Source organism: Streptomyces sp. NBC_00224 (assembly GCF_041435195.1).
Lineage (GTDB): Bacteria > Actinomycetota > Actinomycetes > Streptomycetales > Streptomycetaceae > Streptomyces.
This window is the reverse complement of record NZ_CP108106.1, coordinates 3,754,910-3,781,147: the sequence shown is the minus strand read 5'-3', so window position 1 is coordinate 3,781,147 and position 26,238 is coordinate 3,754,910. Positions and strand designations below refer to the sequence as shown.

Sequence of the window (26,238 nt, the reverse complement as noted above, 5' to 3'; positions counted from 1 at the left end):
TACCCGTGTGCCCTGGACCATCTGTAAGAGGGATGCACCGTCATGGAAGAACACCCCGCCTTCGCTGGCTCTGACCTCCACGTCGCTGAGCTGAAGGCGACCGTTGCCCGGTACGAGGAGCTGCGCAGCACGACGCGCCTCGGTACTGCGGCCGTCACGATGGCCGGCTCCCGGCTGCGGGCCATCATCATGGCTAAGCAGCTCATCAGCGCGGAGCCGAGCGAGCTGCTGGAAGCGGCCTACGCCGAAGCCACGATCATCCTTGGCCTGCTCGACGACCTGGCAGAGGCCCTGGCCGACTTCGACGGCGAGGCGTGAGCGGTCATGTCACCGCACGAGAAGACCGCTCTGCGCATCATCGCGGCGGCCTTCGCCGTCATCATGGTCGGCCAGTTCCTGAGCGGCATCTTCGGCTACCTCGTCGCTCTGGTCGTGCTCTGCCTGCTGGCCATTCGCTTCCTCGGCCGCCGCTAGGCCCTCCATCTGGGGCGTGCGGAAGTGTTCGGGTTTCGGGCCGAACATTGCTTCGCCGCCACCACGACCTTCGGCATCAATAATGTGCCGGATTGGCGCTCCAAAGCCAATATAAAAGGTCGCCGTCAACAGATAGGGCGCTCTCTGAGCGTTCTAAAAGTATTGACAATTGGGGCATTTCCATGCTAAGATATAGATGTAGGTTGAAAAGAAAACAATCAATCTACATAACCGCCATGACATTCGCTTCGGCGGATTTTTGTGGCCAGGGGGGTGGATGTCCAATGAGGTACGACATCGTTTCACGGTCTCGGTAGAGGTCCCTGGCTCGGCGGCCCCGCACAGCGGAGGCCAGCCATGAGCGACACCACACTGCTCGTCGCAGGCTCGACGCTCTTGAGCGTCACCATCGGTTTCATTCTTTTTCTGAGGGAACGCGACCAGCTCTCCCGAGACGTACGTCGTCTGACCTATCGGTTGGATTTTCCCCGTGACCTGACCGTCCAGCAGGTGACCGCCTTCGTGCACACCCTCACCCGGCTCCGGCCGGAGCGGGGCTGGCTGTTCGGTCGCGACAGCGCCGTGTTCGAGACCGTCGGCCAAGCGGCCGGTATCGAATACCGGTTGCGGCTGCCCGAGCACCAGGCCGACGTGCTGCTGCGCCAACTGCGCGGCATCGTGCCGGGCCTGCGCACCGCTCGCCTCGATGCCCCGGCTCTGCCCGAGGCCCGCTGGCTGCGGCGAATACGCCTCACCACCACCGCCCGTCCTTTGCGGACGGATGCGCCCGAGACCTTCGCCACCAGCCTGCTCAGCACCTTCCAACCGGTCAGCCAGGAAGAGACGCTGCTGTACCAGCTCGTCCTCTATCCCGTACGGACCCCAACCGCCCCACTGGCGCATCACCGCTCCGTAGGAGGGGAGCTACTGCCGTCGTGGCTCAGCCGCGCCGCTCAACTCCTGACTGGCGCGCCACCAGCCAAGCCGGACAAGCAGGCCCTGGCCGACTTCACCGCCAAGACGAGCGAGCCGTGGTTCGCCGTCGTCGGCACCGTTGGCGCTGCCGCCGGTAGCCAGGCCCGTGCCCACTTCCTGGTGGGGCGGCTGATGGCCACGCTGCACCAGCTCGACCAGAACGGTGTGGCGTTGGTACCCCGCTGGCTACCCCGCCGAGCGGCCGAGTGGCTGGCCCGCGGTGCCACCGGTACGTCCGTGGCCCCGGTGCACGTCAACGCCCGGGAAGCGGCCACGATGGTCGGCTGGCCACTGGCCGGACCCACCCTGCCCGGACTGAGTCTGCGCGGTGGCCGCCTGTTCCCGCCGGTCGCGGCGTTGCCCTCCTACGGCCGCGTCCTCGGCACTGCCACCTACGACGGCATGCAGCGACCCATTGCCGTGACAGCCCTTGACGGTCTCATGCACCAGCTCGTCACCGGCCCGACCGGCTCCGGTAAGTCCACGCTGCTGCTGGGTGAGCTGGCCCAAGATATCCAGGCTGGCCACGGCGTCATCCTGCTCGACCCCGGCGGAGACCTAGCCCGTGATGTGGCCGACCGTATCCCCGAGCACCGGGTGCGCGACCTCATCTACCTGGACGCCGCCGACGCCCGGCCGGTGGGCATCAACCCCCTGGCCTGCGCCAAAGACGACGCTGAGCTGGTGGCCGACCAGGTCATGGAACTCATCCGCGCCAACGCCGACAGTTGGGGACCACGCCTGGAGGAAGTCCTCAAGGCCAGCCTCGTGCTCCTGGCGGCCACTCCCGGCATGACGCTGGTGGAACTCCAACCCGTCCTGACTGACGACGCTTTTCGGGCCTCGCTGCTAGCCCGCCTCGATCCTGCCTTCGCCCCGACCGTGGGCGCGTTCTTTTCCCGCTTCAACGCCTGGAGCGAAGGCGAACGAGGCCAAGCGGTTAGCGCGGTCATCAACAAGGTGTCGCCCCTGACCGACCGCCGTCAGCTGCGCGCCATGCTCGGCCAGGCCAAGCCTGCCTGGACCATGCAGCAGGTCGTCAACCAGAACAAGATCCTGCTGGTGGCGCTGCCCTCCGGCCTGGCCGGCTCCTATGCCGTAGACCTCTTGGGCGGTCTGTTGGTCAGCATGGTCTGGAACACGGCCATGCGCCGTGCCGCCGTCACCCGTGAGCAGCGCCGCCCGACTTTCCTCTACATCGACGAGGCCGCCCGCTTTCTGCGCAGCGGAGCCAACCTGTCCGACATGCTGGCCCGCGCCCGCGGTCACTTCCTCGGCATCGTCGCGGCGCTGCAACACATCACCCAGGTACCGCCCAACCTGCGCGCTGCCCTGTTGAGCGAGGCTCGTACCAAGGTCGTCCTCCAGCCCGGTCCCGACGACGCCACCACCCTGGCTCGTGCTCTCGGCCCGCAGGTGAAGCCGGAAGACCTGCTGACGTTGGAGCCGCGCACCGCTGTTGCCGCCATCGTTGCGAACGGCCAGGTGAGCCCGCCGGTCAGCATCGCCACCAACCCGCCGCCCCCGGTCACCGGCTTCGGCGAGCAGGCCCGTGCCCATTCCCGACTGACGTACGGCCGGGACCGCGACGAGGTCGAGCAAGAGATTGCTGAGCGGAGGAAACGCCGCCCAGCCAGTGGGGTGGGTAGCCAGCGGGGCACCGGATAGGTCAAAGACCGCTGTTCCAAAGCCTGTTAAAAGCCTGGCTGGCCCATCTCGCCGTCATACCTGTTCAGACCCCTGATTTGACCTCATAAGCCGTCCGACTCTCTCCTCCTCGCTTCATCATCTTTAGCTCACTGGAGAACTCCTCATGCCTCCTGTCCGTCGCATCACCTCGTCCCGACTGGCTCTCCTGGCCGACACCCTCACGGACGGCGAGGAGGCGGTGCTTAAGGCACTGGCCGCTGTCCATCTGGCCACCGCCGGTCACGTTGCCCGCATCGTGTTCGGTGCTCGCGCTCCGGCCACGGCCCGGTCTTTGGCTCATCGCAACCTTCATCGTCTGGCTGACCATGGGCTGATACGTCGCTACCGCGACCTGTCGCGTCAGCGTTGGCCCGGCAAGCCGGGCTACGTCTACCTGCTGACTCAGGCTGGCGCGAAGCTGATCAGCGCAGCTGGGCCAGGCTCCACCCATCGACGGGACTGGCGTCCAGCAGACGCCTTCCTGACCCACCGGCTCGCCATTACCGAGCTGTACGTTCGCTTGGTGGAGCGGGCGCGTGACGGCACCTCCGAACTGCTTGAGTTCAAGGCCGAGACCGACGCCTGGCGGAGCTACCGCGACCCGATGACCTACCGGCTGGAGTACTGCCGACCGGACGCCCTGGTGCGGCTGCGGCTCAACCAGCAGCCCCGTCTCAACTGGTTCATCGAGATCGACCGGGGCACCGAGTCGCCGAAACGCATCGCCGAGAAGTGCCGTGTGTACCGGGCCTACGAAGTGACCGAGGTTGAGCAAAACAAGCATCAGGTGTTCCCCGGCGTCATCTTCATCGTTCCAGACGAAGCCCGCGCTGCCGCCATCCGCCGGGTCATCGCCAAGCGGCCAGCTGAGGACCGAGGACTGTTCACCGTCACTACCGACTCAGACGCAATTGATGCTCTCCATCACCGCCTCGAAGACACAACGGCCACCGCCGAATCATCTTGACCCACGTACAAACCAGAAAGGAACTAATCCTATGCTCAAATCTATCACCGAGAATTACGACATCACTGCGCATGCCACCAAGCTGCGAGATCGCGGCGTTACTGGGATCGAAGCCCTCACGCGACTGTTGGTGCCATTCAAAGGCGGCCGCGCCGATGGACTAACCGACAAGGAACACAGCGCTTTAATGCTGCTGTCCCGGGTGTATGTCGCAACGACGGATCAACTGGGCCGGTACCTATTTTCGGATAGCTTACCGAGTACCCGTGAGCGCAAGGCTCGACGCTACGCCCAACGCCTGGCCCGGTATCAGTTAGTCGTGCGGCAGCACCGGGCTGGCATGAAGGGCCAAGTGCTTACGGTGACACCGGGCCACCGCGCGCTGCGAGGGTACGAAAACATTCTCCCCGAAGGCGTCGTACGGCCAGAAGGTATGCCGTATGGGCCGGCCTTACTTCGCCGCCTCAAGGCAACTGAACTCTACGTGCGCTTGATCGAGAATTGCCGTCACGGCGGACCCCAGCCGCAGTTATTCGCAGCCTTTCCGGATGGTTGGCGCAAATTTATTGGCGTAATCGACAACGACAGCTATGACGACAAGTACATGATCCGGCCGGATGCAGCCTTTAGGCTGCCAACTCCGGACGGAGACCAGCCTTGGCTGGTGACGTTCTATGACGGCTCTGAGGCGGATATTCGGATCGCCAGGACATGCGAGGACTACTACAAGTTTGCCCAGTTCCAGATCGAGCGCGAGCACACCGTCCCATCCCGCGTGCTACTCGTAGTGGAAGCCAGCGACCGCGCCAGCCACATTCAAAGCATCCTCGCCCGGCAGCCTGAGCGCATAAAGAACTTGTTCACCGTCAGCACCATGGACGACGCAGTTTCGGCTCTGACCTCAGCCCGTTAGCACCACTTCGATAACCCAACCTACCGTGCATCCAACTTACGAGAAAGGAGGCTGTCTTGGCTTGTGCCCACGCACCTACGTCCACACGTTCTAGCAACGTAACCGCCACTTATGGCAAGGAGGTCAGTCATGACTGCGACCGAAAATGTAAGCGCCTACTACTTTGGGGAGGAGGCGTACTGCTCAGATTGCATAAAAGAGTTGTTCATTACCAGTGACCTCAACCTGTTCGCCGAGTGGCCTTCCACCGAGCATGTCCTGAATGTCGTGGCGGAGCGCCGAGGCATTAACCGCTTCGATGAGAATAGCTACAGCACCTACCGGTTCCCCAAGGTGATGCCGTCAGATGAGCGTTTTGACAGTGAGGGTTGCTACAGATGCCAAGAGCCCCTGTAGAACGCGTGGGCAGGTGCCCACTTGACCAGCCACTGGGGGTGAATGGCTGGTCGGGCGGGCACCGGCCCGAAAAGGCTTGAGAGTGCTGAGCCTCACCGCTGAAATCAGTGCTTGTTCTTTTCCATTCGGAAGGAGTCAGCCATGACTGAGCTGACCACCGAAACCCTGCGGACCCTGCCGCCGCAGGACCTGGCCGCGCTGCTGCCGGCCGCTGTCCAGATCGGCGAGGCCAACGCCGTCGTCCTCCGGGTCGCTGACCCCGACCTGATCGAGGTCTACTTCGCCGGGCGCATCACCGCCTACGGCACCAAGGTGTTGGAGATTCAGCCCATCGCCGACCCGATGGTGCGCGAAGCCGCGCTGCGTGACGCCGTGGAAGCCCTGTCCATCTGCCGGCAGGTCGCCATCCAGGCCCACACCGACCAGCGCCGGTCGCACAGCCAGCTGCTAGAGATGATCCGCCAGTACGCCATCGCCCGGTGCGAAGACGGTGACATCTGCCGCGAGGGCCTGGACGACTTCCTGGCCTCCTTCAACTTCATGCCGTACGAGACCCGCGTCCGCGTCGAGTACACGATCACCGGCAGCTACGAAGTCGATCCCAGTGGCGAGGCCGCTGCTGAGGAAGACGCCGTGAAGTACCTACAACCCGACCTGTCGGGCCTGGACGACGTCGATAGCGAGACCTCCACCTACGAGGTCTCAGGGATCTGCGTCTCGGAGGTGTAGCCCGCTCTGGGTTGCTCTTAAGGCGGCCCACGTGGCACCAGCGGCGGGCAGTCCTGCCTGTCGCTGGTGTCTTCTCCCCAATTCCTGGCCTCCCCGCAGAGAGGAGTCATGCCATGGACCTCACCTTGAAGATCACCTTCGAGCCCGAGGACGGGTCCGACGCAGTGCTGGCCCGGTGCTGGCTGGCGGAGCAGATCCGGTATTTCACCGGCCTGCCCATCACCGGCTACGCCGATGCTCTTCACCCGGCAGCCAGCTTCCACGTCACCGAGCTGACGTTCGTCGACACCGAGTAGATCGCACCTTCCCACCTTGACCAACACTGCAGCCCCCGCGTCGCGGGGGCTGCCTTCCTCATGTCCGAAGCGCCGTTCATCACCGGACGGCACGACGGGCAGAAAGGACTGGCCGCCGTGATCAAGATGGAGGCGGCACAGGCCGCAGTCGAGGCATACGTGTCCGAGTTCCCCACTGGCGACGGGGAATACACCGAACCCGTCGAGACACAGATCAGCGACCTACTCACCGACCTGTTGCACCTGGCAGCGGCAGAGAGCCTGGACCCAGATGTCCTGATCGAACGGGCGCTGATGCACTTCTACGCCGAGCAGGCGGAAGAGCCGTCATGACCACCTACACGGTGACTGTCGCCGGGCGAGAGCGCTACGACGGCGAGAAGCCGTACACCTACGTCATCGAGGACGACCAGGCGATCAACGCCGTCCTCCGGGTGATGGCACATCACCGCTGGGAGAACCAGGACACCGACGTGATCCCGATCTCCGTGTTCACCGGCCAACCAGGGCCGAACTGCGGCTACTACTGGAACGAGCTGAGGGAGACCTGACCTGGCCAGCGCATCGCACCTTTCACACCCAACCCAACAGGCAGTCCACCCGTCGCGTGGGCTGCCTTCCTCATGTCCGAACTGATCAAGGGAGGCAGCTATGTCTGCCAACGTTGAGTCGATGTTCTCCGTCAGGGAGATGCCCTGGCACCGCGAGGGCCTGGTCGTTGACCAACACCCCACCACCTGGGAAGAGGCCCGGCAGCTCGCCGGCCTGACCTGGGACCCGATCACCGAGTCCGTCTACGAGCTCGTCAGCATCGACGGCCACGGTCGGCCGCTGTACCGGCCCATCGAGGGCTGGCAGCGCATCGCCCGCTCCGACACCAGCGCCACCCTGTGGATCAACCGGGAGTCCTACGCCGTCATTGACCACGGGGAGATGGGCGAGATCGTCGAAGCCGTCCTGGCCATGCCCAACGTCAAGTGGGAGACCGCCGGCTCCCTCGACGAAGGCCGCTCCGTCTGGTGCCTGGCCCTGCTAGACGAGCCCATCGTCCTGCCCGGCGACGCGTCCCCGACGCTGCCATACCTGGCCATCACCAACCGGCACGGCCAACCCGGCGGCTGCACCTTGCGAGCCACCGCGGTTCGCATCGTCTGCGCCAACACCTTCCGCGCCGCCGAACTCGAAGGCGACCGCACCGGCACCACGTTCTCGTTCGTGCACAAGCCGGGCTGGCGCAACCGCGTCGTCCAAGCCCGAGAGGCTGTCACCGGCGCTCGTCAGGAGATGCGGGCGTACGAGGAACTGGCTACCGAACTGCTCGGCATATCCGTCACCGCCCAGCAACGGGAGCTGTTCGTCAGGGAGTTCATCCCCATGCCGCCCGAGGGCCTGGTCACTGAGCGAGTCGCCAGAAACGTTGAGGAAGCCCGTAAGGCCATCCGCGGTGTTTTGGCGTCTCCGACTACTGCTCCGGTCGCTCACACCGCCTACGGGCTCGTACAGGCCGCAGGCGAGTACCTGGACCACGTCCGCCGCTCCCGTACGTGGGAGACCAAGCTCAACCGGACGCTCATCAAGCCGGAGCCGCTGAAAGCGCGGGCCCTGAGCCTGGTACGGGAGGTGGTGCGTGCCTGACTACCTCTTGACGTTCAAATCTGACCCGGACCGGCTTCTGCTGGTTCGGGTCTTTCTCATCACTTTATCGAGGGTTTTTATCATGCCAACCATTGTGCGGACTCAAGCTCAGCAACTGGACGAACTCCAGTCCATTCTTCGCGAAGACTACGGCCAAGACGTTGATCTAGCCGAGATTACGGAAATTGCCGACTGGCTCGGACGGTTCTACACCGCCTTAATCAAGCTCGGTGTGCAACGTCGAGTAGCTGAGCATGAAGCCGCCAAGGGCGACAAGTCTTGACTAATTCCAGGAAGGTCACATAATAGCCGGGCGGGGAACCCATTAACTATCCGACGGTGTCGGAGAAGGAGGTTCTACGAGTAAGAATTTAAAACAAGCCGTCATCCTGGTCAGGGTGTCGAGCAAGGAGCAAGAACAAGAGGGCTACTCGCTGCAAGCCCAGGAGCGTTTCCTGCGTGACTACTGCGAGCGCGTCGGTCTGAAAGCTGTTAAACCGTTCCATATTTCTGAGACGGCCTCGAAGGTCGATCAGCGCAAAACGTTCAACGAGACCATGGTCTACCTGAAGAAACACCAAATCTTGCACTTCGTCTGCGAGAAGGTGGATCGCCTGCTGCGAAACTTCAAGGACACGGTCATGGTGGAGGAGTGGCTGGAGGGCGACGACACGCGCCGACTGCACTGCCCCAAGAACTCGCTCGTGCTGCACAAGAACTCGTCTTCTCAGGACAAGTTCGTCTGGGGCATGCACGTGGTGGTAGCTAAGAACTACACCGACAACCTGAGCGAGGAAGTGCGCAAAGGCCAGCTGGAGAAGCTGCGCCAAGGCTGGTTGCCCGCCGTCCCACCGCCCGGCTACGAGAACGTGTTGGAGAGCGGTAAGCGGGTCCAGCGGGTCGTGCCGGGTATCGCACCGCTCGTGGTTGAGATGTTCAAGCTCGCCAAGACGAAGCGCTTCACCGTGAAGTCACTCGCACGGGAGATGACCAAGCGCGGGTTGTTGATCGACGGCAAGCCAATCAAGGGTGACCGGGTCTTCCGGATGCTGCACAACCCCTACTACGTCGGCGTGATCCGGTGGAACGGCAAGCAGTACCCCGGCAGCCACGAGCCGATTGTCGCGGTGGACCTGTTCGAGCAGGTGCAGCGCACGCTGTCTCGCAGTGCCACCCAGATTCAGCGCTACCGCAAACACCATCCGTTGTTTCAGGGGTTGGTGACGTGTGCGGCCTGCCAGGGACTGCTGGTCTGGGAGACTGCCAAGGGCTACTGGTACGGCAAGTGCCCCAAGCCGCGGTCGTGCAGCCGCCGGCGCTTCGTTCGGCAAGAGGTGATCGAGGAGCAGCTGGCTGGGGCCTTACGTCGGCTCAACGCTCCACGGCCTCGCCTGACCGCGTGGCTCAAGAACGAGCTTGAGGCCGGTCTGCGGTCCCAGCTCTCGTTGCAAGAGGCCGCTGCGGAGGGGCTCCAGCAGGAAGAGGGACGACTCCAGGCCAAGCTGACCATCCTGTACGACGACCGCCTCGAAGGGCGGATCAATGCTGGTGAGTACGACCTGAAAGCGGTCTCGCTTCATGCCCAGCAAGCCGACATCGCCCGGCAGCTCAAGACGCTGGAAGCCGAGGACACGTCGTACCTCGAAACTGCCTTCAGCTTCGTTGAGATGACCCAGCGGGCGGCCGACGAGTTCACAAAGTCCACGGACGGCGACCGGAAACGCGAGCTGATTACCGAGCTGTTCGACAAGCTCATTCTGGATGGCGTGCAGCTCCAGCCGCAGTACAACCCTCGTGCTACCTGGCTGCTGACAGAAATCCTGCCGATGACAGGCTCCGGAAACGACAGATTCGGACCGAGTGATTCCGGCTCAAGAGAGACGAAAAAAGCCCCCGTTGGGGCTTCTCGTTACTCTTGGCGGGCAGTCACCAACAGTATTCGTACTCTGTTTAACCAGTAATGTCAATGGCTAATTGCCCTCTCGGCCTACGTCTCCCCAGTTTCCCCGCCTGATGGAGATGCAGCCAGAGGGCAATAGCCAGTCCGGATAGGCTACCCGAGAGTGGGCCACGGTCAATGCTGTGATACACAGAGGCCCTGCATGGCGCGGAATTTTCGAGGGTCATCCAGCCCGCGCGCCGAACTGGCGTTAGGGCCGCCAGTGGAGTTCGATCTTGGTGACTTTACCGTCCGCGATCGTCAAAGTAGCCATGGGCGCGTTGGCGGAAAGCCGCGGCAGATCTGAAATCGGCCGTCGGCAGGGGTCTGAACCTCCTGGGCAATATGGATCGTCGCGGCGGCCTTTGTAGGTGAGTTCGGCGGTAGAGGTGATTGGAAGTGTCTGAGTTATTATCGGGTTCGGGTACTTGTCGAAACTATTGGAGCAGTAGGTCTCCGTCCAATATCCTTCCGGTATACCCTCCCTACGGCATTCATCCTGCGCAGCCTGCCCCTCCAAGTGCTCGAAAGGCTGAAATGTGACGTTCGTTGATGTTGTACTACGCGACTCTATTCGTGCCCATTGCTTCGGTAAGGGGGTTCCAGGATGCTGAGCCGTCACCGTAAACTCGACCCCGTAGAACACTCCTTGCCTGACAAAGTCCCAGATTGTACCAAACAGCTGCACCCCTCCGGGGAAAGCGGCAACGATGTCGTAAATTGAACTAGTCTCGATCTTCAGAGCCTTCTTTGCGGCTTCCAGGACGCTCGACAGGCATGTGTGGGTGAGTAGGGCAATCGACGTGAGTGCACCTTTAATCGTCCGTTCCTTTACGGTCTCAATCCCTTTAGACGCGCACTCCAAGGCGTCTACCACTATTGGCGCAATGGAAAGCATTCCTGGCTTCTGAGAGATCTCCTTCGGCTGCAAACTCAATACGGCCCTTATCTCTCGCTCGACCGTGACAACGTCCGCATTCTCCCCTATCAGTCGTACGACCGTGGTGCGAATCGACGCATCCTTGACGATTAGTTCAAGGAACTTTCCGGAACTGGGAACAAAGGCCAGCGTTCCGAAGATGGCCCGAAGAGCGAAGGCTAAGTAGTCGGACTTGAGTGACAGGCTCTCATGCTTTGCGTCACTATCAGCGACTGGGAATAGTGCGGAATCGGCAGTTCCGCGCGCCGGAATATAGACTAGGCCAATCCTGGCATTAAGGATACGGGAGAGATTATCAAGCAGCCCATCATCTGGGTCGTAACTAGCGCTCGGATGTGTAGCTGATGAACTGATGAGCGCGTAACGCAAAGAAGAACGCAGATGTACTTGTGGTGCGGCGTCGTTACTTGATACACAACCTCGTACTTCGCTGACCTTACTCTCGATCTTCCATTTGTTCGACGCAGAGGAGCAGTCGATCTCTTCCTGCTCACCGTTGAGCATCGAGTAGCCGGCAGCAAGAATCCCGGTACCTGCCTTAACGAGGGTATCGTGAACTAGCGCCGCAAGCCCGGAGATATGCTCCGTCCACCAGGGGGCAAAGGATGGCTTCACGAAAAAGGCGCGAAAGATTGAAAAATGGGGCGCCTCAGCGGATAGCTCACGGGAGTCTGCGCTATGGGTGGTAGGGAGCGGCGCCCAGATTTTATAGATGGGATCGAAAATGGCAATGAAGGCATTGTCGGGTGTCGCCTTCAAGGATTTATTCGATGACAGATCTGCCGGGTCGATACGTATGACGACCTTCGCGTGACTTATCGGGCGGTTCGGAGTGATTTCCACAGCCTCAGAGAGGGGACTGGCGATGTCGCTCAGAGTTTTCGGTGGCTCTGAATCTTCCGAGGAGAAGGTCACAGTGGTGCCCTCTGCAGCCCCGCCCCTCGGAACGTCGAGCTGTGCAAGGCGGTCTTGAGGTCCGACCTTGCCGCCGCGTGGGCCCACAGTCGCAGTTACAGATGCCGTGTGGTGATCAGAGGAACAGGATGCAAGCGACAGCAGAAGACAACTCACCACTAGCCAAGATCCCAAACGACGCGTGTACCGCGGGCGCATAGGCATGACGGTAGGCCTGGAGCAGGGAGCGGTCTAGGGCTGCGGCAAGTACCCCGGGAACAATCAACCCCCGCTAAGGGTTGTTTGAAATGTTGATCATGATCGTGGAACGATCATGATGTGGAACGTGGAGATCTGCCTGACGAGCAACGGCCCTGTCTGGGAGCGGTGTTAACGCTCCAGCATGGTTCGGTACGCCAGCGCCCAACGTAGTTGCGTCTGCCGTTGCCTTCTCCCCGGCTGGCAGGCTGCGCAGTGTGACGCCGTGCCTGCTTCTGCGGGAGTACTTCGAAGAAGACGCTTTCTAAATGATCCTAGAGTGACGGCAGTTGCCTATGAGTTGGTTAAAGACGATCACAGCTGATCAATTGATTATCGGATCATTGCATATCGCGCTTTACGTTGACTCGCGTGGAACGATCACGGGGTACTGGTAAGTATCGCGAAGAGGAGCACACCGAGTGAACACCTGCGAAGCGGAGCAGTCCGTAGTATCCCAATTCCTGCAGCGCCGATGGATTGCTGCGGGGGTGGGCGCTGCAGTTGTGACCACGCTGGCCGGCGGTCTGCTGCCCAGCAGTTCCCAAGACTCCGTGAAGGCGACTAGTACCATCGCGACCCAGCAGTCCGCGGTAAACCCACAGGGGCTGACCGCTGTCGAGTCGGCAGAGTGGGAATATCTGACGGCAACTCCGGAGAGCCGGAAGCGACTCATCGCCGAAGTTCAGGAAGCCTTCGCCGGTGTGGCTACGGTCCGCACCGATGCACAGGAGCAGAATGCTAGGACCGCCGCCTCCGCGACGTCTGCCGACAAGGGGCATGTTGTCCAAGCACTGGCGACGGGCGTAACCGGAACTCACTTCTGGATTATCGCTTCATATGCAGACATCGCCCGGGGAATGATCACACGCGCCGTGCGCGCCTGTTCCGTCAGGGTTCCCGCCTGGCTCTGCACGAACGCGGGCAAAGTGCTGACATCTTGGAGCAGGGGCTGGGGAGCTACGGCAAAGCATGGAGTCTGGGCCGCCGTCTATTGGAAGCCCGCGCACGTCGCCGGTGGCCGCTGGTAAGTCCACCGCTCGGGGCACTGAGCCTTTTCCAAGTTGGCGGCGCTGACCGTGAGTTGGACCGTCCTGCGCAACGGCGAAGCTCCTGGTAGGCAGATTCTCGACCAAGATCACTCTGCCCGCCAGGAGCTTTCGCGTGCTTGTCTCCCCGCCCTCGAATGATCTGTGTCAAGGTCTTTGCTTTTGAGGCTAGCCCGATCCTGCTGGATCAGCATTCGGCTTCACCGTATCCGCCTAGAGCCCAGTGACCGGCTGGCCGGTGAGAGCCTGGGCGACCTGCCAGAGTTGGCCGCCTCGGGACGCCTTCACGAGGACCACGTCGCTCGGACGCAGCAGAGGCGCGAGGAAGGCTGCCGCGGTCTCGTTGTCCGCGACGATCGCCAGCTCCGGTACGCCTGCATGACCGGCTGCGAGGGCGAGTTGCTTGGCAAGGTCGCCACCGACGGCTACCACCAGATCGACACCGTTCTCGGCGGCCATGCGCCCGACCTGGCGGTGGGCCTCTACGGCGTCGTCGCCGAGCTCCAGCATCTCGCCGAGTACGGCGATCTTTCGGCCGCCCTCCTTCTTGGGCTTGCCATCTTTTGCCTCAGTCACCAGGTCTCTCCGTTGTGAACCAGGGGGGGGTGAACGTGATGGCGCGGCCGGCATACGAAGGCGCGAACCGGCTCAGTGGTACCCGGTCGTGCGTTTGTCCCCAGGCGGACGGGTCGCGGATGAGGATCTTGGGGTCTGAGCCGCTCTCGTAGCCGCGCGCGATAACAAGGTGGCCGCCCGTGCGGCCGTCGTCGGGGAACTGCTCGGTCACCGACACGATGAGCGGCGCGTCGTCGAGGCGATCGAGCAGTTCTCCGGTTGCGACTGGTTCCGCGCGGGCGGGGACGCCGAGGTCGGTGGCCAGGTTGGCGAGGCCGGCGTGGAGTGCTCCGCGTGGGGTCAGAACCTCGTGCTTGACCGCGAGCTTCAGCAGCTCCGTGACGGTCGGAGCCTCGCGGCCGTAGGCGAGCAGGACCATCCGCAGTGACGCGAGGCCGCAGGCCCGGTTGGACCATTCGATCCGGTCTCCCAGCGCCCACCCGCCGTGGCGATCCCATTCCTCGGGGGCGATGAGCTGTCGGCACATGGGCACATCGTGGACGCGCGGCACAGCGGCGTGCTCCTACGGTGAGACGGCAGCCTCCCGGGTCGGTGTGGAGCTGGCGAACGCGGGAGTGGGCAGGGGCACATCGTACGGCGGGCGGGTCAGGGCTTCGTGGAGCATCGCGAGGACGATGTCCGTATGAGTGAGGCCGACCATGGCCGCACCGACGACAAAGTTCGAGTCACGCGACATGCCTGGTGTGCTGTTGACCTCTAGGGCGAACAGGCGACCGTCCCCGGAGAGGATGAAGTCCACCCGAGCTGAGCCGCGCAAGCCGAGCCCCTGCCACAAGGCCATGGTGTGTCCGGCGATCTCGCCGAGCACATCGGGTTCCAGCTCGACCGCCGTCACGATCACGGAACGGCGCGAGTCGACATCGAGCTTCGTGTCGGCGTCGTAGAAGTCCGCTTCGGTGGCTTGCGTAGCCAGTGGGGGGAAGATGACCACGTTGCCCCCGGGCAGTTCCAGCAGCCCGACGGTGAGGGGTACGCCGGCGATGTAGTCCTCGATAAGTACGTCGCCCTCGTCGCCAGCCGCGTCAGCGAGTGCCACCGGCAGGGCTTCGGCGTCGCGGACCAGCGCCATGCCGACGCTGGAACCACCGAAGGGCGGCTTGACCATCACGGCCTGGCCCCGCCATTCCGCGCGGCCGCCGGACCACACGCGCCAGCCGGGCGTAGGGACCCCGAAGCTCTCCATCACCCGCTTGCAGAGCACCTTGTTCGCCGCCACCACCGATGCGCCGACGCCGCTTCCGCAGTACGGCACCCGCAAGTAGTCGAGCAGACCCTGTAACCGCCCGTCCTCCCCGTACGGGCCGTGGAGGTTCGAGAGGGCGACGTCGCACCCGGCAAGCTCCTCGATGAAGCCGGGCTCGCAGGGGTTAAGGACCTTCCAGCGAGCGCCGATCTCGTCCAGCGCTGCCGCCAGCGCGGTGACGGAGCGCTGCTTCACCGGGCACTTCGAGTGGTAGAGCTGGTCTTCGGCCGACACCGGTCCGTAGACGAGACCGACGTTCAGCCCACGCTGGTGCTGCCGCCAGTCACGGAGGGCCTGGGCAGCCCGCTGGATAGCCGCGACCGAGTTGGAGTCCAGGAAGAGCGTCATGCGAGTACCCCTTCAAAGGTGTGAGTGACCGGGCCGCCGACCCACTGTGTGCGCGCCGGCCGATCGGGGTGGGGGCGGACCGTCAGGGGCTCGCCTGCCTGGTTGTGGATCGTGACCTCGCGACGGGCGACCAGTCCGCGCAGGGTGGCGATAACGACGGCTGCGACCGCTCCACTGCCGCAGGACAGGGTTTCGTCTTCGACGCCACGCTCGTAGGTGCGGATCTTCAGCTCCTGGCCGCCGAGGGCTTGAACGAAGTTGACGTTCGTTCCGAGCGGCGACACGGTGGCGTGGTGGCGGACGAGTCGCCCTACCGTCGTCGCGTCGACCGCATCGACGTCATTCACGATGGCGATGACGTGTTCGGTGCCGGTGTGAGCACTGTCGAACCACGTTGGTCGGCCGTTGATAACCGCCTGCATCAGTCGCAGGCGGATCGCCCCGACCTCGGCGGTGACCCACACACCGTCGTCGCGGACGAGGGCCTGGTGCGTCACCCCGGCCATGAGGAGGTGCATCTCGCTTGAGCCGTGGTCGCAGTGAGCGAGCCAGGCGGCGCAGCGCAGCGCGTTGCCGCACATGGTCGCCGTCGAGCCGTCCGCGTTGAAGCACGCGACTTCAAGGCGGCAGGGGTCGTGACTAATCAGTCGGCTGATGACCAGACCGTCAGCACCGACGCCAGTACGTCGAGCGCAGAGCCGCTCGGCCTCCTTCGACCAGTCCTTGCCCTCCTCCGGCGCGGGATCGGAGAGGAAGACGAAGTCGTTCCCGGCTCCGTGGATCTTTCTAAACTGCATAGCCAAGCTCCTCGGGCTGATGAGGTGACGGCTGCCTGGGATGGTCGAACGGGCAGTGGAATCAGAGGAGTTCGTTGGGGCGGTACGTCGTCGTTGGTGCCTTCAAGACCCACGGGGAGTGCCCGTCGAAGATCAGAACCCGCTGTCCAGCGGTGCCCGCGGAGCGCAGGTCTTTGATCCGCAGGTACATCTCGTCGCGATAGACGAAGTCACCGACCCGGACATCGTTGGGCCGCCGTACGGCGGCGGTGGTGCCCAGCGGGGCCGGCGGCCGAGCGGGCGCGTCAGGGGTCCGGCGCTCGTACATTCAGCGCCTCCAAATGGCCAGCAGGAGCGAACCGCCCAGCGCCAAAATGCTGGCGACGTACGCAGTTTGTTCTCGTCGCGGATTCATACGGCACCGATCAAGTGACGCTGCAAACGATCGCGCACTGCCGGGATCCTGATCTCGGCGGCGGGCAGCCAGGCAGCCGCGCCGGTGGCGATCACGGCGGGAACCACGACGCCCGAGTGGGCGCGGAAGAGGTAGCGGAAGCCGACTCTGAGGCGGGGGCCGTACTCCGGAGCGGCGCGGGCTACGTCGATCAGGAAGGGGCCCTCACGGCCGGGGTCCGTCCAGACGTCGCGGACGCCGACTTCTTCGGCCAGCAGCCGGAGCGCCGCGCCGCTCAGCGAGTCGTCCGCAGCCTCGGGTGCGATCTCCGCCAGGCTGAAGCCGCCCTGGTGCCGCAAGGCGAGAACGCGATTTCGTTCGTCTACGACCACCGCCCCCGCCATCACTAGCGGGCAGCGGTGGTCGTGCAGGCAAGCGCGATGCTGGGCATGGTCACGCGCTGCGGCGTACAGGGGCATGAGCGCCATGGCTTCGTGCGGGTGCTCGTGAACGTAGTGCGAGAGTTCCTTGACCACCTGGTCGTCTCGGACACTCACGGGGCACCGAGCCCGTGCCGCTGGGTGTAGATCCACAGGAGCCGCCGCGTTGTGTCGGCGGCCTCTCGGAGATAGACGAAGACGCCGAATGACGGGGTCTGCGCGGTCGGGCGATTCTTGAGGTCGAGGAGCTGGTAGCCCTTGCGCATCAGCTCTCGTACGGCCTCGTCCTCGTCGGCACCCAAGTCCTCGCCGAGCAGGCGGTTGAGGTGCCCGATAATCGCCGGGACCGGCCCATCGATTTCCTCGCGGGTGGAAGTAGCCAGCTTCAGGGAGAGGGCCGCTTCCGTACGGTCGGAGATCGTCTCCACATCAACCGGAAGCGCCTCGCTCCAACCGCTATCCGTTCCCTCCGACGCCTTGCCTCTGCTTGCCACGGTCATCACCGGGCCTCCTTGGCACGTTGGTCAAGCTGTGCCAGTCACGCTAGGAAGTCCGGCGCAAGCAGCTCTATGAATGTGCCGGAACTTGCCCGGTCGTCACCCGAGAGAATGGATGGCGGCCGTGATCAACTCACGGGCCGCCGTGCCATGGACAGCCAGGGCGTACAGCTCGCTGAACGCGCTCGCGTAGAGGGCAAGTTCGTGCTTCTGCGTGATCGTGAGGTGAGCCGAAGCGAGCTCTACGTTGACGGTGTGGTCGTCGTAGAGGAAGAAGCCTTCGACCGGCCACACACCCGAGCGGTCGGCGTCTTGGGGAATGATGCCAATGCTCACCGAGGGCAGGGCGGCGGCGCTGAGCAGATAGCCGAGCTGCCCGGCCATCACCTCCGGGCCACCGATCCGCGTCCGCAGCACGCTCTCCTCCAAGAGGATGGAGAACGTGTGGCGGCCGTAGACGATCTGCTGTTTGTCCACGCGGACTCGCACGGCCGCCGGCACATCATCGACGAGGCCGCGGCGGTCGCGGATGGAGGTCAGCAAGGCCCTGATGTACGAGGCGGTCTGGACCGGGCCGGGAATCATCGAGGGCGAGTAGATACGGAAGCGTTCCGTGCGCTCCCACAGGGGCAGCACCGACTCCTGGGCGTGCTTGAGACCGGAGCGCTCCATCCCGCGCCAGTCGACGTACATGCCCTCGATTCCCCGAGCGGTGGAGACCAGATCCTCAGCCTCGCTGGCAGCGGAGCAGGCCGCCGCCCAGGCGCGAATATCGGCCTCGGATGGGGCCCGCGTGCCGCTCTCGAAGCGCGAGCACTTCGATTCGTGCCAGCCCAGCCGATTGGCCAACGCCCGCTTGGTCAATCCGGCTTCAGTCCGGATGCCAGCCAGGCGTTGGCCAAGGGCCTTGCGTGCTTCCTGCACGCTCGAAGATGGCGAGGTCATGGCTCTGAGACGGGCTTCGTGCGGTCAGACTGCCTGGAAGTCGGCGTGGGGCGTGGCCCGGTTCCAGACGGCTTCGAACGCTGCCTCGCAGAGCTGCGCCAGCTCGGGCGACTCGCTGAGTTCCACTTCCATGTTCTCGCTGTCGCCGTCGAAGTGGTTGATCAGGACCAGCCGCGAGTCGAACAACCAGAAGTCGTTGCCGGGCAGCGGGATGTCGGTCGCCTGGCGGCGGGAGAGCCACCGAACCAGTTCACCGGCCGCGATGTTCAGGCCGTCCGTCACGTCGTACTCGAAGCGGATGTAGTCGCTGACCGGAGTGGAGACCACCCGAGCCCTGCGGACCTCGACGCCACGCGAGGTCGCTTCCTTGACGAGGCGCAGCCAGTCGGCCCAGCGCTCAGCAGGGTCGATGTGCTTGCCGGCATTCCAGTCGATGAAGGCGGGGTCCGACCGCATGTAGGCGTCCCGCATCTCAAGATGGACGGCCGTCCTCTGGCAGTCGCGGAACAGCTCCTCAAACGTCGGGGCCGTCATCCTTCTTCACCTCCGGCTCGGGGGCCTCGTCGTTCTTCTTGACCTCCAAGAAGAACTGCACCATTCGTCGAGGGATCTCCACGGCCGACTCGTGGCCGGGGATGTCCATCTGCTTCAGGCGCTCGGAGTCCAGCTTCCACCCTTGCACGAGGTAGGTGTCCTTCTCCTCGTCGAGGTAGATGGTGGGCGAGCCGCCGCTCGGACTTTCCGGGTCCTTACCGAGCTTCCGCAGGGCCATGATGTCCTCCTCGGTTGCCGATGACGATCGGTGTGCCAGAGCTTGCCCCTTGGCTGCGCTGCGGAGCGAGGAACTTGCCAGAACTTGCCAGGGCCGTGCCCGTGAGGAAGCAGGCTACGGAGATCGCTACGCGGGTGCGAGGTGAAGATCAGCCGCGTTATCGCAGGGGTGGCTGGTCGTCGATGTCAAAGCTGCTGAGGGTCCAGTCGAGTTGTTCGGTAGCTCGACCACCTGAGGTGTCTGCCGTTGCCTGGCACGACTGTCGGGCAGTCAGCGGCCTGAGCGCCGCATTTCGAGCGGTGATCGCAGCCGGATTGAACGGAAGTTCGATTACGTGCTACTTTGGTCCTTTTGTGGCGCCCCCCTTACGTGCCTGCTACGCTCCTGAGCCCCGGTCATATCGGCAGGTATACAGAGCGACTCCTGTCACTGGTGTTCATTTAAGGCTCGCAAAAAACGCCGGGTGATCATAAAATGGAACATATGTAATCCGGGGGGATTGTGCTCACCAAGATCGTCATCAAGAACTACCGGACGTTCCAAGACTTCACGCTTGAGTTCGATCCGAAGATGAACATCTTGGTCGGAGACAACGACCGGGGGAAGTCGACCCTCCTGGAAGCCATCGGCCTCGCGCTGACCGGTCGCATCCGCGGTCGACTCCTGGCGCAGGAGCTTTCGCCGTATCTGTTCAACAAGGACGTTGTCGACGAGTACATCGCGGCGTTGCGGGATGGTGCTGTAGCGCGGCCGCCCGAGATCATCATTGACCTGTTCCTGGACGGTAAGGCGGCGCCGCCAACCTTGAAGGGGACCAACAACCTCCTCAAGAGCGACGAGCCTGGCGTCCGTATCCGGGCGTCGCTCAACCCTGACTACGAGGCGGAGTACCGCGCGTTCATCAAGAGCCCATCGCAGGTCCGTCTGGTGCCCACCGAGTACTACAAGGTCGACTGGCTCGACTTCGGCGGCAACGGCATCACGTTCCACCGTATCCCTGCCACGGCCTCCTTGATCGACGCGGCCAACATCCACCTCCAGAGTGGCGTCGACTACTACCTCAACGGCATCATCAGCCAGAGCTTGGAGACCGGCGAGCGGGTCGAGCTGGCTCGGGCCTATCGCAGCTTGCGAGAGAACTTCGTCAGTGACGAGGCCATCGTCAAGATCAACAAGAAGTTGCGTGGCGGGCGGCGCGAGGTCAGTGACCGTGAGCTGACCCTGAACATCGACGTCTCCCAGAAGTCCAACTGGGAAAGCAACATCGTGCCCCACCTCGACGACCTGCCGTTCCAGTTCGTTGGCAAGGGGGAGCAGAGCACCTTGAAGATTCTCCTCGCCTTGAACAAGCAAGTGGACGACGCCCACATCGTCTTGGTGGAGGAGCCCGAGAACCATCTGTCGTTCCCGAACCTAGGCAAGCTGATTCGCAAGATCAGCACCAAGTGCCAGGACAAGCAGGTCTTCATCACCACGCACAGCTCCTATGTGCTGAACAAGTTGGGCCTAGAGAACCTCGTCTTGCTGTCCGCGCGGCAAGGCTTCCGTCTGTCGAGCCTGCCAGTCGGCACCCAGGACTACTTCCGCAAGCTGTCGGGCTACGACACGCTGCGTGTGGTCCTGGCCCGCCGGTCGATCCTGGTCGAGGGGCCCTCCGACGAGTTGGTCATCCAGCGCGCCTATCTCGACGCCCACGGCTGTCTGCCAGCCGAGGAGGCCATCGACGTCATCAACATTCGCGGCCTGTCCTTCAAGCGGTTCCTCGACATCGCGTCGCTGCTGGAGCAGAACCATGTCGCGGTCGTCACCGACAACGACGGCAAGGATGCGGCCGATGTGAAGGCGCGGTATGCCAGCTACGACGGCTTCCCCAACATCTCGGTGCACGTGGGCGAGGACAAGGACTTCCCGACGCTGGAACCGCAGCTACTCAAGGCGAACGGCCGCGCCAAGCTCAACAGCATCTTCGGAACGGCCTTCGCCACGGACGACGAGTTGCTTGCGTACATGAAGGCGCGCAAGACCAACGTCGCGCTGGCCATCTTCGAGTCCGCTGAGTCCGTCACGATGCCGGGGTACATCGCCGATGCCGTCGCATAGCAACCTGGCCGTCCTGGCTGCCGCCGGTTCTCGCAAGACGCAGCACATCGTCGACGGCGTCCTCAGCGACCCCACCCAACGCGTGCTCGTGACCACGTACACGACCGAGAACATGAACCAGCTGGTCGAGCGCTTGAGCGGTGGCACGGGGATGCTGCCCACCCACGTCACCGTCATGACCTGGTTCACGTTCCTACTGAACCAGTGCGCCCGCCCCTACCAGAGCGCTGTGCTCGACGAAGTGGGGGTGATGCGTGGGCTGAACTTCGTCAGCGCGCGCAACAAGTTCATCCGTAAGACGAACGTCAAGCGGTACTACCTTGACTCCAACGGCGACATGTTCCGTGACGCCGTGGCCGGGTTTGCCTACGAGGCCGACTACTGCAGTGGTGGCAAAGTCATCAACCGGCTGGCTGAGATCTTCGATCACATCTACGTCGACGAGGTCCAGGACCTCGCTGGCTACGACCTCGACCTCCTCGACCTCCTGCTGAAGTCGCCTGTCGCGGTCACGATAGTTGGTGATCCCCGCCAAGCCACCTTCGCGACGAACAACGGGCCCAAGAACAAGAAGTACAAGGGCAGCGGCATCGCGGACTGGTTGGCCGAACGTAAGGACACCTGCCAAGTCGATCATCGAGCCGAAAGCTATCGCTGCAACCAGGCGATCTGTGACTTCGCCGATGCCCTCTTCCCGGAGTTGCCGCGAACCACCTCCAAGAACACCGACATCACGGGTCATGACGGCGTCTTCACCATCACGCCAGCCGAGGTGGAGGCGTACGTTGAGCAGTATGAGCCGGTGGTGCTGCGGTGGGACAAGAGGACCAACACGCAAGACCTGACGGCCATGAACTTCGGGCAGTCCAAGGGCTGCACCTTCGACCGGGTGCTGATCTTCCCAACCCAGCCGATGATCAAGTACTACCGGAACCGCGACCCTGAGCAGGCGGGCGATCGGTTCAAGCTGTACGTGGCCGTGACGCGGGCTAAGTACAGCGTGACGTTCGTGATCCCTTAAGGACCTGCGCTTCGAAGATAAGCAACATGGGCACAGTGACCGCATGGACAGTGCAATTGCGTGGAATCTGCTTACTCTGCTTATATCAGTAGCAGCACTCGCAACCTCAGTAACCATGGCCCGCCGGCAGCTCAAGTTGGCTCATGACTCGAACGTGCTGCCAATAATCATCGACGTTTTCCGGGAGACCCGGAGTCTCCCATTTTCTCAGTCCTTGGAATATGTCCGGGATGAGTTAACGCAACGACATTCGCCCGAGGACGGTTACAGGAACCTGATGAGAAACTCATCTTGGGCGCATATGGACGCGCGATCCACAGGACCTGGGACAAGATGGCCCCTTACGTCTACGCCGAGAGGCAGAAGTTCGGAAACCTGACCATGGTGTACTTCGAGGATCTGGCAAGCCGAGCCAGCTTAACCACCATGCAAGAGGTCCACGGGATGCTCGGATTGCGCAGTCGCCCTCCGGCTCAGAGGGCCTGACCTGGCTGCTACTCCTGATCCAGGTCAGACGTGCGCCGAACGCATCGACGCCATCCTCGGCCTGGCCGAAGCGCTGGAGATCGCCCCTGCGGAGTTTGCGCAGGGGCGCGAACTCCGCCGTGGATCGTGTCGGATGAGCTGTGGGACCGGCTGGAGCCATTGCTGCCGCAGTTTGATCGCAGGTTCCGATATTCAGGAACGCCAGTACTCATCGATGCAGTTCTCCGGATAGCTTCCCGGGCTGTTCGACAATCCAAAGAAGCCGATCTTCCAGGCATTAGCCCGCTCTTGGGGAGTTCCGTGATGGTCGGGTTCGGTGAAGTTTGTGTCACCAGCCTTCTTCCTGCTCTCGACTGCTGCTTCGAAGTCAGCGACTGTTAGGGCCCCTTCACCCTTGGCTGCTGCCCATACTCCGGAGAAACAGTCCGCCATCAGTTCCGTGTGCTTCCCTGGCTTGAGCGGAGGCTCGGCCTTCTGGTAGACCAGAACGTCTTGCACCCAGTGACCCATCTCATGTGTCACGGTCGTCGCGACCGTGAACTCGCCTGCCTTTTCTGAATATTGACCGTGCACCTCTCCCAGCTGCATCGCGAGCATGGTCTCGACGGGAAAGACCAGTACCCCTTCGTACAGCACGCCATCCTGCCGTACGTCCTGCGGGCAGTAGAAGGCGGAGGGCACGTCGGAGCTACTGATGGTTCCATCACATGCATCCTGGTACGTTTCACCCCTTTGGATAATTTTGTACAGCGGCTCGGCTTGCTGGAGGTTGTGGCTCTTCAGCCAGTTGCCCCAGTACGGGTACGCGCTGTCTTCAATCGTCTTCTTGATGTACGCCGTGACCGACGCTTCATCGGCGGGAGGCTCTACGTCTGCATTTGCAGTGCCGGCCAACCCTCCGGCTCCCAAGACAGTTGCGGCGAGTATCGCGAACATTCGCCTGATCATGGAGATCCCCTTCTGACTCGTGTGCTTCACCCAATGGACTTCTGGTGGGTATGCAGGGTGAGTTGGCCCGGTGCCGGTCAGGCCTGATGTGGGGGAAATCTGCCGGGAGTTGATCCTGGAGCGGAGTGTGTTCGCGTTCCTCACCGAGGCCGGAAACGCTGTTGCCGCCGGGATGCTCGCGGACTTGCACCCGTCCGTCGTCCAATGGATGTCCGAGCTATCCACCACAGGCGTTGTCCACGGTGTTGGTGCCGTGTGAGACCTCTGTAATTTCGGCCTATCCAGGCGGCTTCAGGCAGAAGCGGGCGTAGTAGTAATAGGCCCGAGTGTCCTCGTACGTTACGTAGCCGCCTTGCAGGAAGCCCACGATCGCCGTGGCTTTCTCGTAGGCGCCCTGTGCGTATGTGGCCCAGCCGATGTACTTGTCCCAGGTCCTGATGGACCAGCGATCACTGAGGATCGATTCGGCCTTTCCCTGGACCGCCTCCAGCGTGCCGGCCACGTGGTCATAGCTCTCGGTGGCTTCGCCCATTTTCTGCTTCTGGCTGTTCGACAGCAGGCTCCACACCTCGCTGCACGCGACGTCCTTGATGATGTCAGCTGCGGCCTCTTTCATGTCAGCCTGCAGTTTCGACCATTGGGCGGGATCGATATTCGCCTGAGAGGAGTCGGTGACGGCGTCCTCTGTCACCTTGGCGGCGTCGTCCTCCAGGGTCAAACCCGTGCGGATCGCGTCCATTTGGTTCATAAGGGCCTGCGCTTGGACGATGGCGGTCGAGACCTCCTCCGGCCGGTCCTTGGGGGCTGTCGACAGGAGTTCGTCCAGGCTCCTCTTCTGCGTGCCCAACTCGGTGAGATCGCCGGGGTGCTTCTCTATGAGGTTCTTGGCCTGGGGGAAGACGCTCTCGGAGTGGGCAAGCCATTTAGCGACGGCAGACCCGCCTTCGCTTGCGCCTCCACCGCCGCAGCCAGTGGTCAGAGCACCCGCGCAGAAGAGGGATGCCACAAGAAGGATGAGGAAGCGAGGTAGGTGGAACATGAGGTCTCCCTCTGGGGGCCACCGAAGGTACTTCCACTTCTCAGCCTACGCTCGCGGCCGTCGCTAGGCCTGATGGGGCGGCCGGGGTGGAACTCGTCGAGTCTGTGTAGGTTGGCGCGATTGCGGCGTCACGAGAGGCCGAGGCCGACCGGCACCGTTTGGCACCGGCTCGACCCCAACGTGCATCCCAACAGGCTGGTTGAATCATGAAGGTTTGCCGACGTGGACAGGAGTCCCTCGCCACAGTCACTTCAACTTGTACGTGGTCTCGGCCGCGGCAGTCTTGCCCTCCGGTACGACCACTACTCGGATCGTTCCACCGGAGCAGCAGACGCTCCGGCCTACGTTGATCTTCTCCGGCCCGATCTCTCCCTTGCTGTTCGCTCGAACGAGATGACGCTCAGCCTTGTGCCACGACAAGGTCGTCCCCGGCCCCGCCATCAGTGACACCCAGACCTCGGCGTCCGGCTCGAAGCCCTTACCGGTCAGGGAGAAGGGTTCGCCGGCCGAACCGACCGCGGGCTCGACCGTCACCTTCGTTAGCGGTGAGCGCTCGCTGTCACGCGACAAGCCTGGGGTCGCGGCCCGCGACCCCAGGCCGTCAGAGGAGTCTGATGAATGCCCGGTAGAACCCGACTTCGGTGTCGCCGGTGGACCGTCGCCCTTGACCCAGTCCGGACCGTTCACGATCAGCGCCACGATGATCGGGACGGTCAGGCCCACCAGGGCCAGCTTCTCCGTGCGCTTCCAGGGCTCCCGAGCATCGTCCTTCAACAAGATGTAGGTCGAAAAGCGTCGCCTCGCGACCCAGGTGGTCAGAAGTACGAGCGCGGAGACGCAGGTGACACTGAGGGCTGTCGGCCACCCGGCCGTGACCGACGCGATCAGGATGGCGATGGCCGCCAGGACCGCTTCGACGGGCAGGCACCAGTCGGTGATGCGCCGCATGCGGGCTGGCAGGAGTCGGCGCAGCCGAATGGTGCGGGTCCTGAGGATCGCCTGGACCTCTTCGCAGAACCCCACCGGGAAGTGCTGTTCGCCCCCTTCAGCTGTGAACTTGATCCTGCCTGGTTTAGCTTCAAAAACAAAGACTTTCTCCCCGACCCGGTCAGAAATCGTCAAGTTATCGACGACAGTTGGTCGGCCTGCTGCTGCCATGACAGTGTCGAGGGACGCGTCTGTGAAGACGCCGTCCTCGTTGGCTATGGAGAACTTGCGCTCTGAAGATGAGGGAAACTCACGTTCCACCACCTCAACGAGGCGTTCCACCTGATCCTGGCGGATCATGCGCCCGGAGAGCTCGCGCGAAACCTTACGCGCCATTGACCCGTTGAACCCTTCGCTCATACCGCCCGTATAAGGAGTTTGAGTGGCGCTTCCCCGTGGGAGAAGTCTCCAGGCGCGCACTCGGTAGAACACCGCTCGCGGAGGCGCGAAAC

Annotated in this window: 30 protein-coding genes and 1 pseudogene; 17 read left to right on the top strand and 14 right to left on the bottom strand. The window is 62.9% G+C overall.

Translation table 11 applies throughout. The features are described 5' to 3' along the window. Nucleotides 1-42: 42 nt before the first annotated feature. The 13 genes from OG965_RS16850 (at nucleotide 43) to OG965_RS16790 (ending at nucleotide 10,035) form a co-directional block, all read left to right on the top strand. Entirely contained in the window at nucleotides 43-318 is a 276-nt protein-coding gene (locus tag OG965_RS16850; protein WP_371652896.1) for a hypothetical protein, read from the top strand. A 6-nt stretch (nucleotides 319-324) separates the two neighbouring features. Further along, the gene (locus OG965_RS16845) at nucleotides 325-474 is read left to right on the top strand and encodes a hypothetical protein (RefSeq protein ID WP_371652895.1); all 150 of its coding nucleotides are present in this window, start codon (nucleotides 325-327) and stop codon (nucleotides 472-474) included. 357 nt (nucleotides 475-831) lie between these two features. Next, on the top strand, nucleotides 832-3,117 hold the full coding sequence (locus OG965_RS16840) for a type IV secretory system conjugative DNA transfer family protein (RefSeq protein ID WP_371652894.1): 2,286 nt from the start codon (nucleotides 832-834) through the stop codon (nucleotides 3,115-3,117). A gap of 145 nt (nucleotides 3,118-3,262) precedes the next feature. After that, nucleotides 3,263-4,105 carry a replication-relaxation family protein gene (locus tag OG965_RS16835; RefSeq protein WP_371652893.1) on the top strand — a complete coding sequence of 281 codons (843 nt, stop codon included), beginning with the start codon at nucleotides 3,263-3,265 and terminating at the stop codon, nucleotides 4,103-4,105. A gap of 31 nt (nucleotides 4,106-4,136) precedes the next feature. Continuing rightward, nucleotides 4,137-5,018 (top strand): replication-relaxation family protein, encoded by an 882-nt coding sequence (locus OG965_RS16830; protein ID WP_371652892.1) that lies wholly within the window; start codon nucleotides 4,137-4,139, stop codon nucleotides 5,016-5,018. Nucleotides 5,019-5,147: 129 nt separating this feature from the next. Further along, complete coding sequence (locus tag OG965_RS16825) at nucleotides 5,148-5,414, top strand: hypothetical protein (RefSeq protein WP_371652891.1); 267 nt, start codon at nucleotides 5,148-5,150, stop codon at nucleotides 5,412-5,414. Nucleotides 5,415-5,555: 141 nt separating this feature from the next. After that, the gene (locus OG965_RS16820) at nucleotides 5,556-6,143 is read left to right on the top strand and encodes a hypothetical protein (protein ID WP_371652890.1); all 588 of its coding nucleotides are present in this window, start codon (nucleotides 5,556-5,558) and stop codon (nucleotides 6,141-6,143) included. Between the two features lie 113 nt (nucleotides 6,144-6,256). Continuing rightward, nucleotides 6,257-6,439: a hypothetical protein gene (locus OG965_RS16815; RefSeq protein ID WP_371652889.1), complete on the top strand. Its 183-nt coding sequence runs from the start codon at nucleotides 6,257-6,259 to the stop codon at nucleotides 6,437-6,439. 60 nt (nucleotides 6,440-6,499) lie between these two features. Beyond that, on the top strand, nucleotides 6,500-6,772 hold the full coding sequence (locus OG965_RS16810) for a hypothetical protein (RefSeq protein ID WP_371652888.1): 273 nt from the start codon (nucleotides 6,500-6,502) through the stop codon (nucleotides 6,770-6,772). Further along, the gene (locus tag OG965_RS16805) at nucleotides 6,769-6,990 is read left to right on the top strand and encodes a hypothetical protein (RefSeq protein WP_371652887.1); all 222 of its coding nucleotides are present in this window, start codon (nucleotides 6,769-6,771) and stop codon (nucleotides 6,988-6,990) included. The genes OG965_RS16810 and OG965_RS16805 overlap by 4 nt, the downstream gene beginning before the upstream one ends. 100 nt (nucleotides 6,991-7,090) lie before the next feature. Then, nucleotides 7,091-8,074 carry a DUF932 domain-containing protein gene (locus OG965_RS16800; RefSeq protein WP_371652886.1) on the top strand — a complete coding sequence of 328 codons (984 nt, stop codon included), beginning with the start codon at nucleotides 7,091-7,093 and terminating at the stop codon, nucleotides 8,072-8,074. Continuing rightward, nucleotides 8,067-8,357 (top strand): hypothetical protein, encoded by a 291-nt coding sequence (locus tag OG965_RS16795; protein ID WP_371652885.1) that lies wholly within the window; start codon nucleotides 8,067-8,069, stop codon nucleotides 8,355-8,357. The genes OG965_RS16800 and OG965_RS16795 overlap by 8 nt, the downstream gene beginning before the upstream one ends. Nucleotides 8,358-8,460: 103 nt before the next feature. Further along, the gene (locus OG965_RS16790; RefSeq protein ID WP_371656961.1) at nucleotides 8,461-10,035 is read left to right on the top strand and encodes a recombinase family protein; all 1,575 of its coding nucleotides are present in this window, start codon (nucleotides 8,461-8,463) and stop codon (nucleotides 10,033-10,035) included. 189 nt (nucleotides 10,036-10,224) lie between these two features. Here OG965_RS16790 and OG965_RS16785 read toward each other — a convergent pair whose 3' ends face one another. After that, the gene (locus OG965_RS16785) at nucleotides 10,225-11,868 is read right to left on the bottom strand and encodes a hypothetical protein (RefSeq protein WP_371652884.1); all 1,644 of its coding nucleotides are present in this window, start codon (nucleotides 11,866-11,868) and stop codon (nucleotides 10,225-10,227) included. A 659-nt stretch (nucleotides 11,869-12,527) separates the two neighbouring features. On the opposite strand from OG965_RS16785, the gene OG965_RS16780 reads away from it, so the two are divergent. Beyond that, entirely contained in the window at nucleotides 12,528-13,136 is a 609-nt protein-coding gene (locus OG965_RS16780) for a hypothetical protein (protein WP_371652883.1), read from the top strand. A 231-nt stretch (nucleotides 13,137-13,367) separates the two neighbouring features. Here the strand turns inward: OG965_RS16780 and OG965_RS16775 are convergent, their stop codons facing one another. The 10 genes from OG965_RS16775 to OG965_RS16730 all read right to left on the bottom strand — a co-directional run bounded on the left by OG965_RS16775 (nucleotide 13,368) and on the right by OG965_RS16730 (nucleotide 19,205). Next, the gene (locus tag OG965_RS16775; RefSeq protein WP_371652882.1) at nucleotides 13,368-13,730 is read right to left on the bottom strand and encodes a glutamate ligase domain-containing protein; all 363 of its coding nucleotides are present in this window, start codon (nucleotides 13,728-13,730) and stop codon (nucleotides 13,368-13,370) included. Further along, nucleotides 13,723-14,280 carry a C39 family peptidase gene (locus OG965_RS16770; protein ID WP_371652881.1) on the bottom strand — a complete coding sequence of 186 codons (558 nt, stop codon included), beginning with the start codon at nucleotides 14,278-14,280 and terminating at the stop codon, nucleotides 13,723-13,725. The genes OG965_RS16775 and OG965_RS16770 overlap by 8 nt, the downstream gene beginning before the upstream one ends. 12 nt (nucleotides 14,281-14,292) lie before the next feature. Further along, nucleotides 14,293-15,381, bottom strand: a complete 1,089-nt coding sequence (locus tag OG965_RS16765) for an ATP-grasp domain-containing protein (RefSeq protein ID WP_371652880.1) — start codon at nucleotides 15,379-15,381, stop codon at nucleotides 14,293-14,295. Next, nucleotides 15,378-16,178, bottom strand: coding sequence for a diaminopimelate epimerase (dapF, locus tag OG965_RS16760; protein ID WP_371652879.1), 801 nt, complete (start codon nucleotides 16,176-16,178; stop codon nucleotides 15,378-15,380). The genes OG965_RS16765 and dapF overlap by 4 nt, the downstream gene beginning before the upstream one ends. A gap of 61 nt (nucleotides 16,179-16,239) precedes the next feature. After that, nucleotides 16,240-16,485, bottom strand: coding sequence for a hypothetical protein (locus OG965_RS16755; protein WP_371652878.1), 246 nt, complete (start codon nucleotides 16,483-16,485; stop codon nucleotides 16,240-16,242). 83 nt (nucleotides 16,486-16,568) lie between these two features. Continuing rightward, the gene (locus tag OG965_RS16750; RefSeq protein ID WP_371652877.1) at nucleotides 16,569-17,087 is read right to left on the bottom strand and encodes an NUDIX hydrolase; all 519 of its coding nucleotides are present in this window, start codon (nucleotides 17,085-17,087) and stop codon (nucleotides 16,569-16,571) included. A gap of 17 nt (nucleotides 17,088-17,104) precedes the next feature. Next, complete coding sequence (locus OG965_RS16745) at nucleotides 17,105-17,491, bottom strand: hypothetical protein (RefSeq protein ID WP_371652876.1); 387 nt, start codon at nucleotides 17,489-17,491, stop codon at nucleotides 17,105-17,107. A 96-nt stretch (nucleotides 17,492-17,587) separates the two neighbouring features. Next, nucleotides 17,588-18,433, bottom strand: a complete 846-nt coding sequence (locus OG965_RS16740; RefSeq protein ID WP_371652875.1) for a helix-turn-helix domain-containing protein — start codon at nucleotides 18,431-18,433, stop codon at nucleotides 17,588-17,590. A 24-nt stretch (nucleotides 18,434-18,457) separates the two neighbouring features. Then, nucleotides 18,458-18,967 (bottom strand): DUF6879 family protein, encoded by a 510-nt coding sequence (locus tag OG965_RS16735; protein WP_371652874.1) that lies wholly within the window; start codon nucleotides 18,965-18,967, stop codon nucleotides 18,458-18,460. Further along, on the bottom strand, nucleotides 18,948-19,205 hold the full coding sequence (locus OG965_RS16730) for a hypothetical protein (RefSeq protein WP_371652873.1): 258 nt from the start codon (nucleotides 19,203-19,205) through the stop codon (nucleotides 18,948-18,950). Before OG965_RS16730 ends, OG965_RS16735 begins: the two co-directional genes overlap by 20 nt. 501 nt (nucleotides 19,206-19,706) lie before the next feature. On the opposite strand from OG965_RS16730, the gene OG965_RS16725 reads away from it, so the two are divergent. The 3 genes and pseudogenes from OG965_RS16725 to OG965_RS16715 form a co-directional block, all read left to right on the top strand. Then, nucleotides 19,707-21,305, top strand: a complete 1,599-nt coding sequence (locus OG965_RS16725; protein WP_371652872.1) for an ATP-dependent endonuclease — start codon at nucleotides 19,707-19,709, stop codon at nucleotides 21,303-21,305. Then, nucleotides 21,292-22,326, top strand: coding sequence for a UvrD-helicase domain-containing protein (locus OG965_RS16720; protein WP_371652871.1), 1,035 nt, complete (start codon nucleotides 21,292-21,294; stop codon nucleotides 22,324-22,326). The genes OG965_RS16725 and OG965_RS16720 overlap by 14 nt, the downstream gene beginning before the upstream one ends. 516 nt (nucleotides 22,327-22,842) lie before the next feature. After that, a pseudogene (locus tag OG965_RS16715) lies at nucleotides 22,843-23,028 on the top strand (hypothetical protein); the annotation flags it as partial. Here OG965_RS16715 and OG965_RS16710 read toward each other — a convergent pair. From OG965_RS16710 to OG965_RS16700, 3 genes are all read right to left on the bottom strand, one after another. Next, complete coding sequence (locus OG965_RS16710; RefSeq protein WP_371652870.1) at nucleotides 23,005-23,748, bottom strand: neutral zinc metallopeptidase; 744 nt, start codon at nucleotides 23,746-23,748, stop codon at nucleotides 23,005-23,007. The pseudogene OG965_RS16715 and the gene OG965_RS16710 overlap by 24 nt on opposite strands. Nucleotides 23,749-24,037: 289 nt before the next feature. Next, nucleotides 24,038-24,799, bottom strand: a complete 762-nt coding sequence (locus tag OG965_RS16705) for a hypothetical protein (RefSeq protein WP_371652869.1) — start codon at nucleotides 24,797-24,799, stop codon at nucleotides 24,038-24,040. Nucleotides 24,800-25,045: 246 nt separating this feature from the next. Then, nucleotides 25,046-26,146: a hypothetical protein gene (locus OG965_RS16700; RefSeq protein ID WP_371652868.1), complete on the bottom strand. Its 1,101-nt coding sequence runs from the start codon at nucleotides 26,144-26,146 to the stop codon at nucleotides 25,046-25,048. Between the last annotated feature and the right edge of the window lie 92 nt (nucleotides 26,147-26,238).

What these genes read in the sequence shown, in the direction of transcription:
- OG965_RS16850 (WP_371652896.1), top strand. Translation starts at nt 43, where the DNA reads ATGGAAGAACACCCCGCCTTCGCTGGCTCTGACCTCCACGTCGCTGAG.
- OG965_RS16845 (WP_371652895.1), top strand. Translation starts at nt 325, where the DNA reads ATGTCACCGCACGAGAAGACCGCTCTGCGCATCATCGCGGCGGCCTTC.
- OG965_RS16840 (WP_371652894.1), top strand. Translation starts at nt 832, where the DNA reads ATGAGCGACACCACACTGCTCGTCGCAGGCTCGACGCTCTTGAGCGTC.
- OG965_RS16835 (WP_371652893.1), top strand. Translation starts at nt 3,263, where the DNA reads ATGCCTCCTGTCCGTCGCATCACCTCGTCCCGACTGGCTCTCCTGGCC.
- OG965_RS16830 (WP_371652892.1), top strand. Translation starts at nt 4,137, where the DNA reads ATGCTCAAATCTATCACCGAGAATTACGACATCACTGCGCATGCCACC.
- OG965_RS16825 (WP_371652891.1), top strand. Translation starts at nt 5,148, where the DNA reads ATGACTGCGACCGAAAATGTAAGCGCCTACTACTTTGGGGAGGAGGCG.
- OG965_RS16820 (WP_371652890.1), top strand. Translation starts at nt 5,556, where the DNA reads ATGACTGAGCTGACCACCGAAACCCTGCGGACCCTGCCGCCGCAGGAC.
- OG965_RS16815 (WP_371652889.1), top strand. Translation starts at nt 6,257, where the DNA reads ATGGACCTCACCTTGAAGATCACCTTCGAGCCCGAGGACGGGTCCGAC.
- OG965_RS16810 (WP_371652888.1), top strand. Translation starts at nt 6,500, where the DNA reads ATGTCCGAAGCGCCGTTCATCACCGGACGGCACGACGGGCAGAAAGGA.
- OG965_RS16805 (WP_371652887.1), top strand. Translation starts at nt 6,769, where the DNA reads ATGACCACCTACACGGTGACTGTCGCCGGGCGAGAGCGCTACGACGGC.
- OG965_RS16800 (WP_371652886.1), top strand. Translation starts at nt 7,091, where the DNA reads ATGTCTGCCAACGTTGAGTCGATGTTCTCCGTCAGGGAGATGCCCTGG.
- OG965_RS16765 (WP_371652880.1), bottom strand. Translation starts at nt 15,381, where the DNA reads ATGACGCTCTTCCTGGACTCCAACTCGGTCGCGGCTATCCAGCGGGCT.
- dapF (WP_371652879.1), bottom strand. Translation starts at nt 16,178, where the DNA reads ATGCAGTTTAGAAAGATCCACGGAGCCGGGAACGACTTCGTCTTCCTC.
- OG965_RS16755 (WP_371652878.1), bottom strand. Translation starts at nt 16,485, where the DNA reads ATGTACGAGCGCCGGACCCCTGACGCGCCCGCTCGGCCGCCGGCCCCG.
- OG965_RS16745 (WP_371652876.1), bottom strand. Translation starts at nt 17,491, where the DNA reads ATGACCGTGGCAAGCAGAGGCAAGGCGTCGGAGGGAACGGATAGCGGT.
- OG965_RS16740 (WP_371652875.1), bottom strand. Translation starts at nt 18,433, where the DNA reads ATGACCTCGCCATCTTCGAGCGTGCAGGAAGCACGCAAGGCCCTTGGC.
- OG965_RS16735 (WP_371652874.1), bottom strand. Translation starts at nt 18,967, where the DNA reads ATGACGGCCCCGACGTTTGAGGAGCTGTTCCGCGACTGCCAGAGGACG.
- OG965_RS16730 (WP_371652873.1), bottom strand. Translation starts at nt 19,205, where the DNA reads ATGGCCCTGCGGAAGCTCGGTAAGGACCCGGAAAGTCCGAGCGGCGGC.
- OG965_RS16720 (WP_371652871.1), top strand. Translation starts at nt 21,292, where the DNA reads ATGCCGTCGCATAGCAACCTGGCCGTCCTGGCTGCCGCCGGTTCTCGC.
- OG965_RS16710 (WP_371652870.1), bottom strand. Translation starts at nt 23,748, where the DNA reads ATGTTCGCGATACTCGCCGCAACTGTCTTGGGAGCCGGAGGGTTGGCC.
- OG965_RS16705 (WP_371652869.1), bottom strand. Translation starts at nt 24,799, where the DNA reads ATGTTCCACCTACCTCGCTTCCTCATCCTTCTTGTGGCATCCCTCTTC.
- OG965_RS16700 (WP_371652868.1), bottom strand. Translation starts at nt 26,146, where the DNA reads ATGAGCGAAGGGTTCAACGGGTCAATGGCGCGTAAGGTTTCGCGCGAG.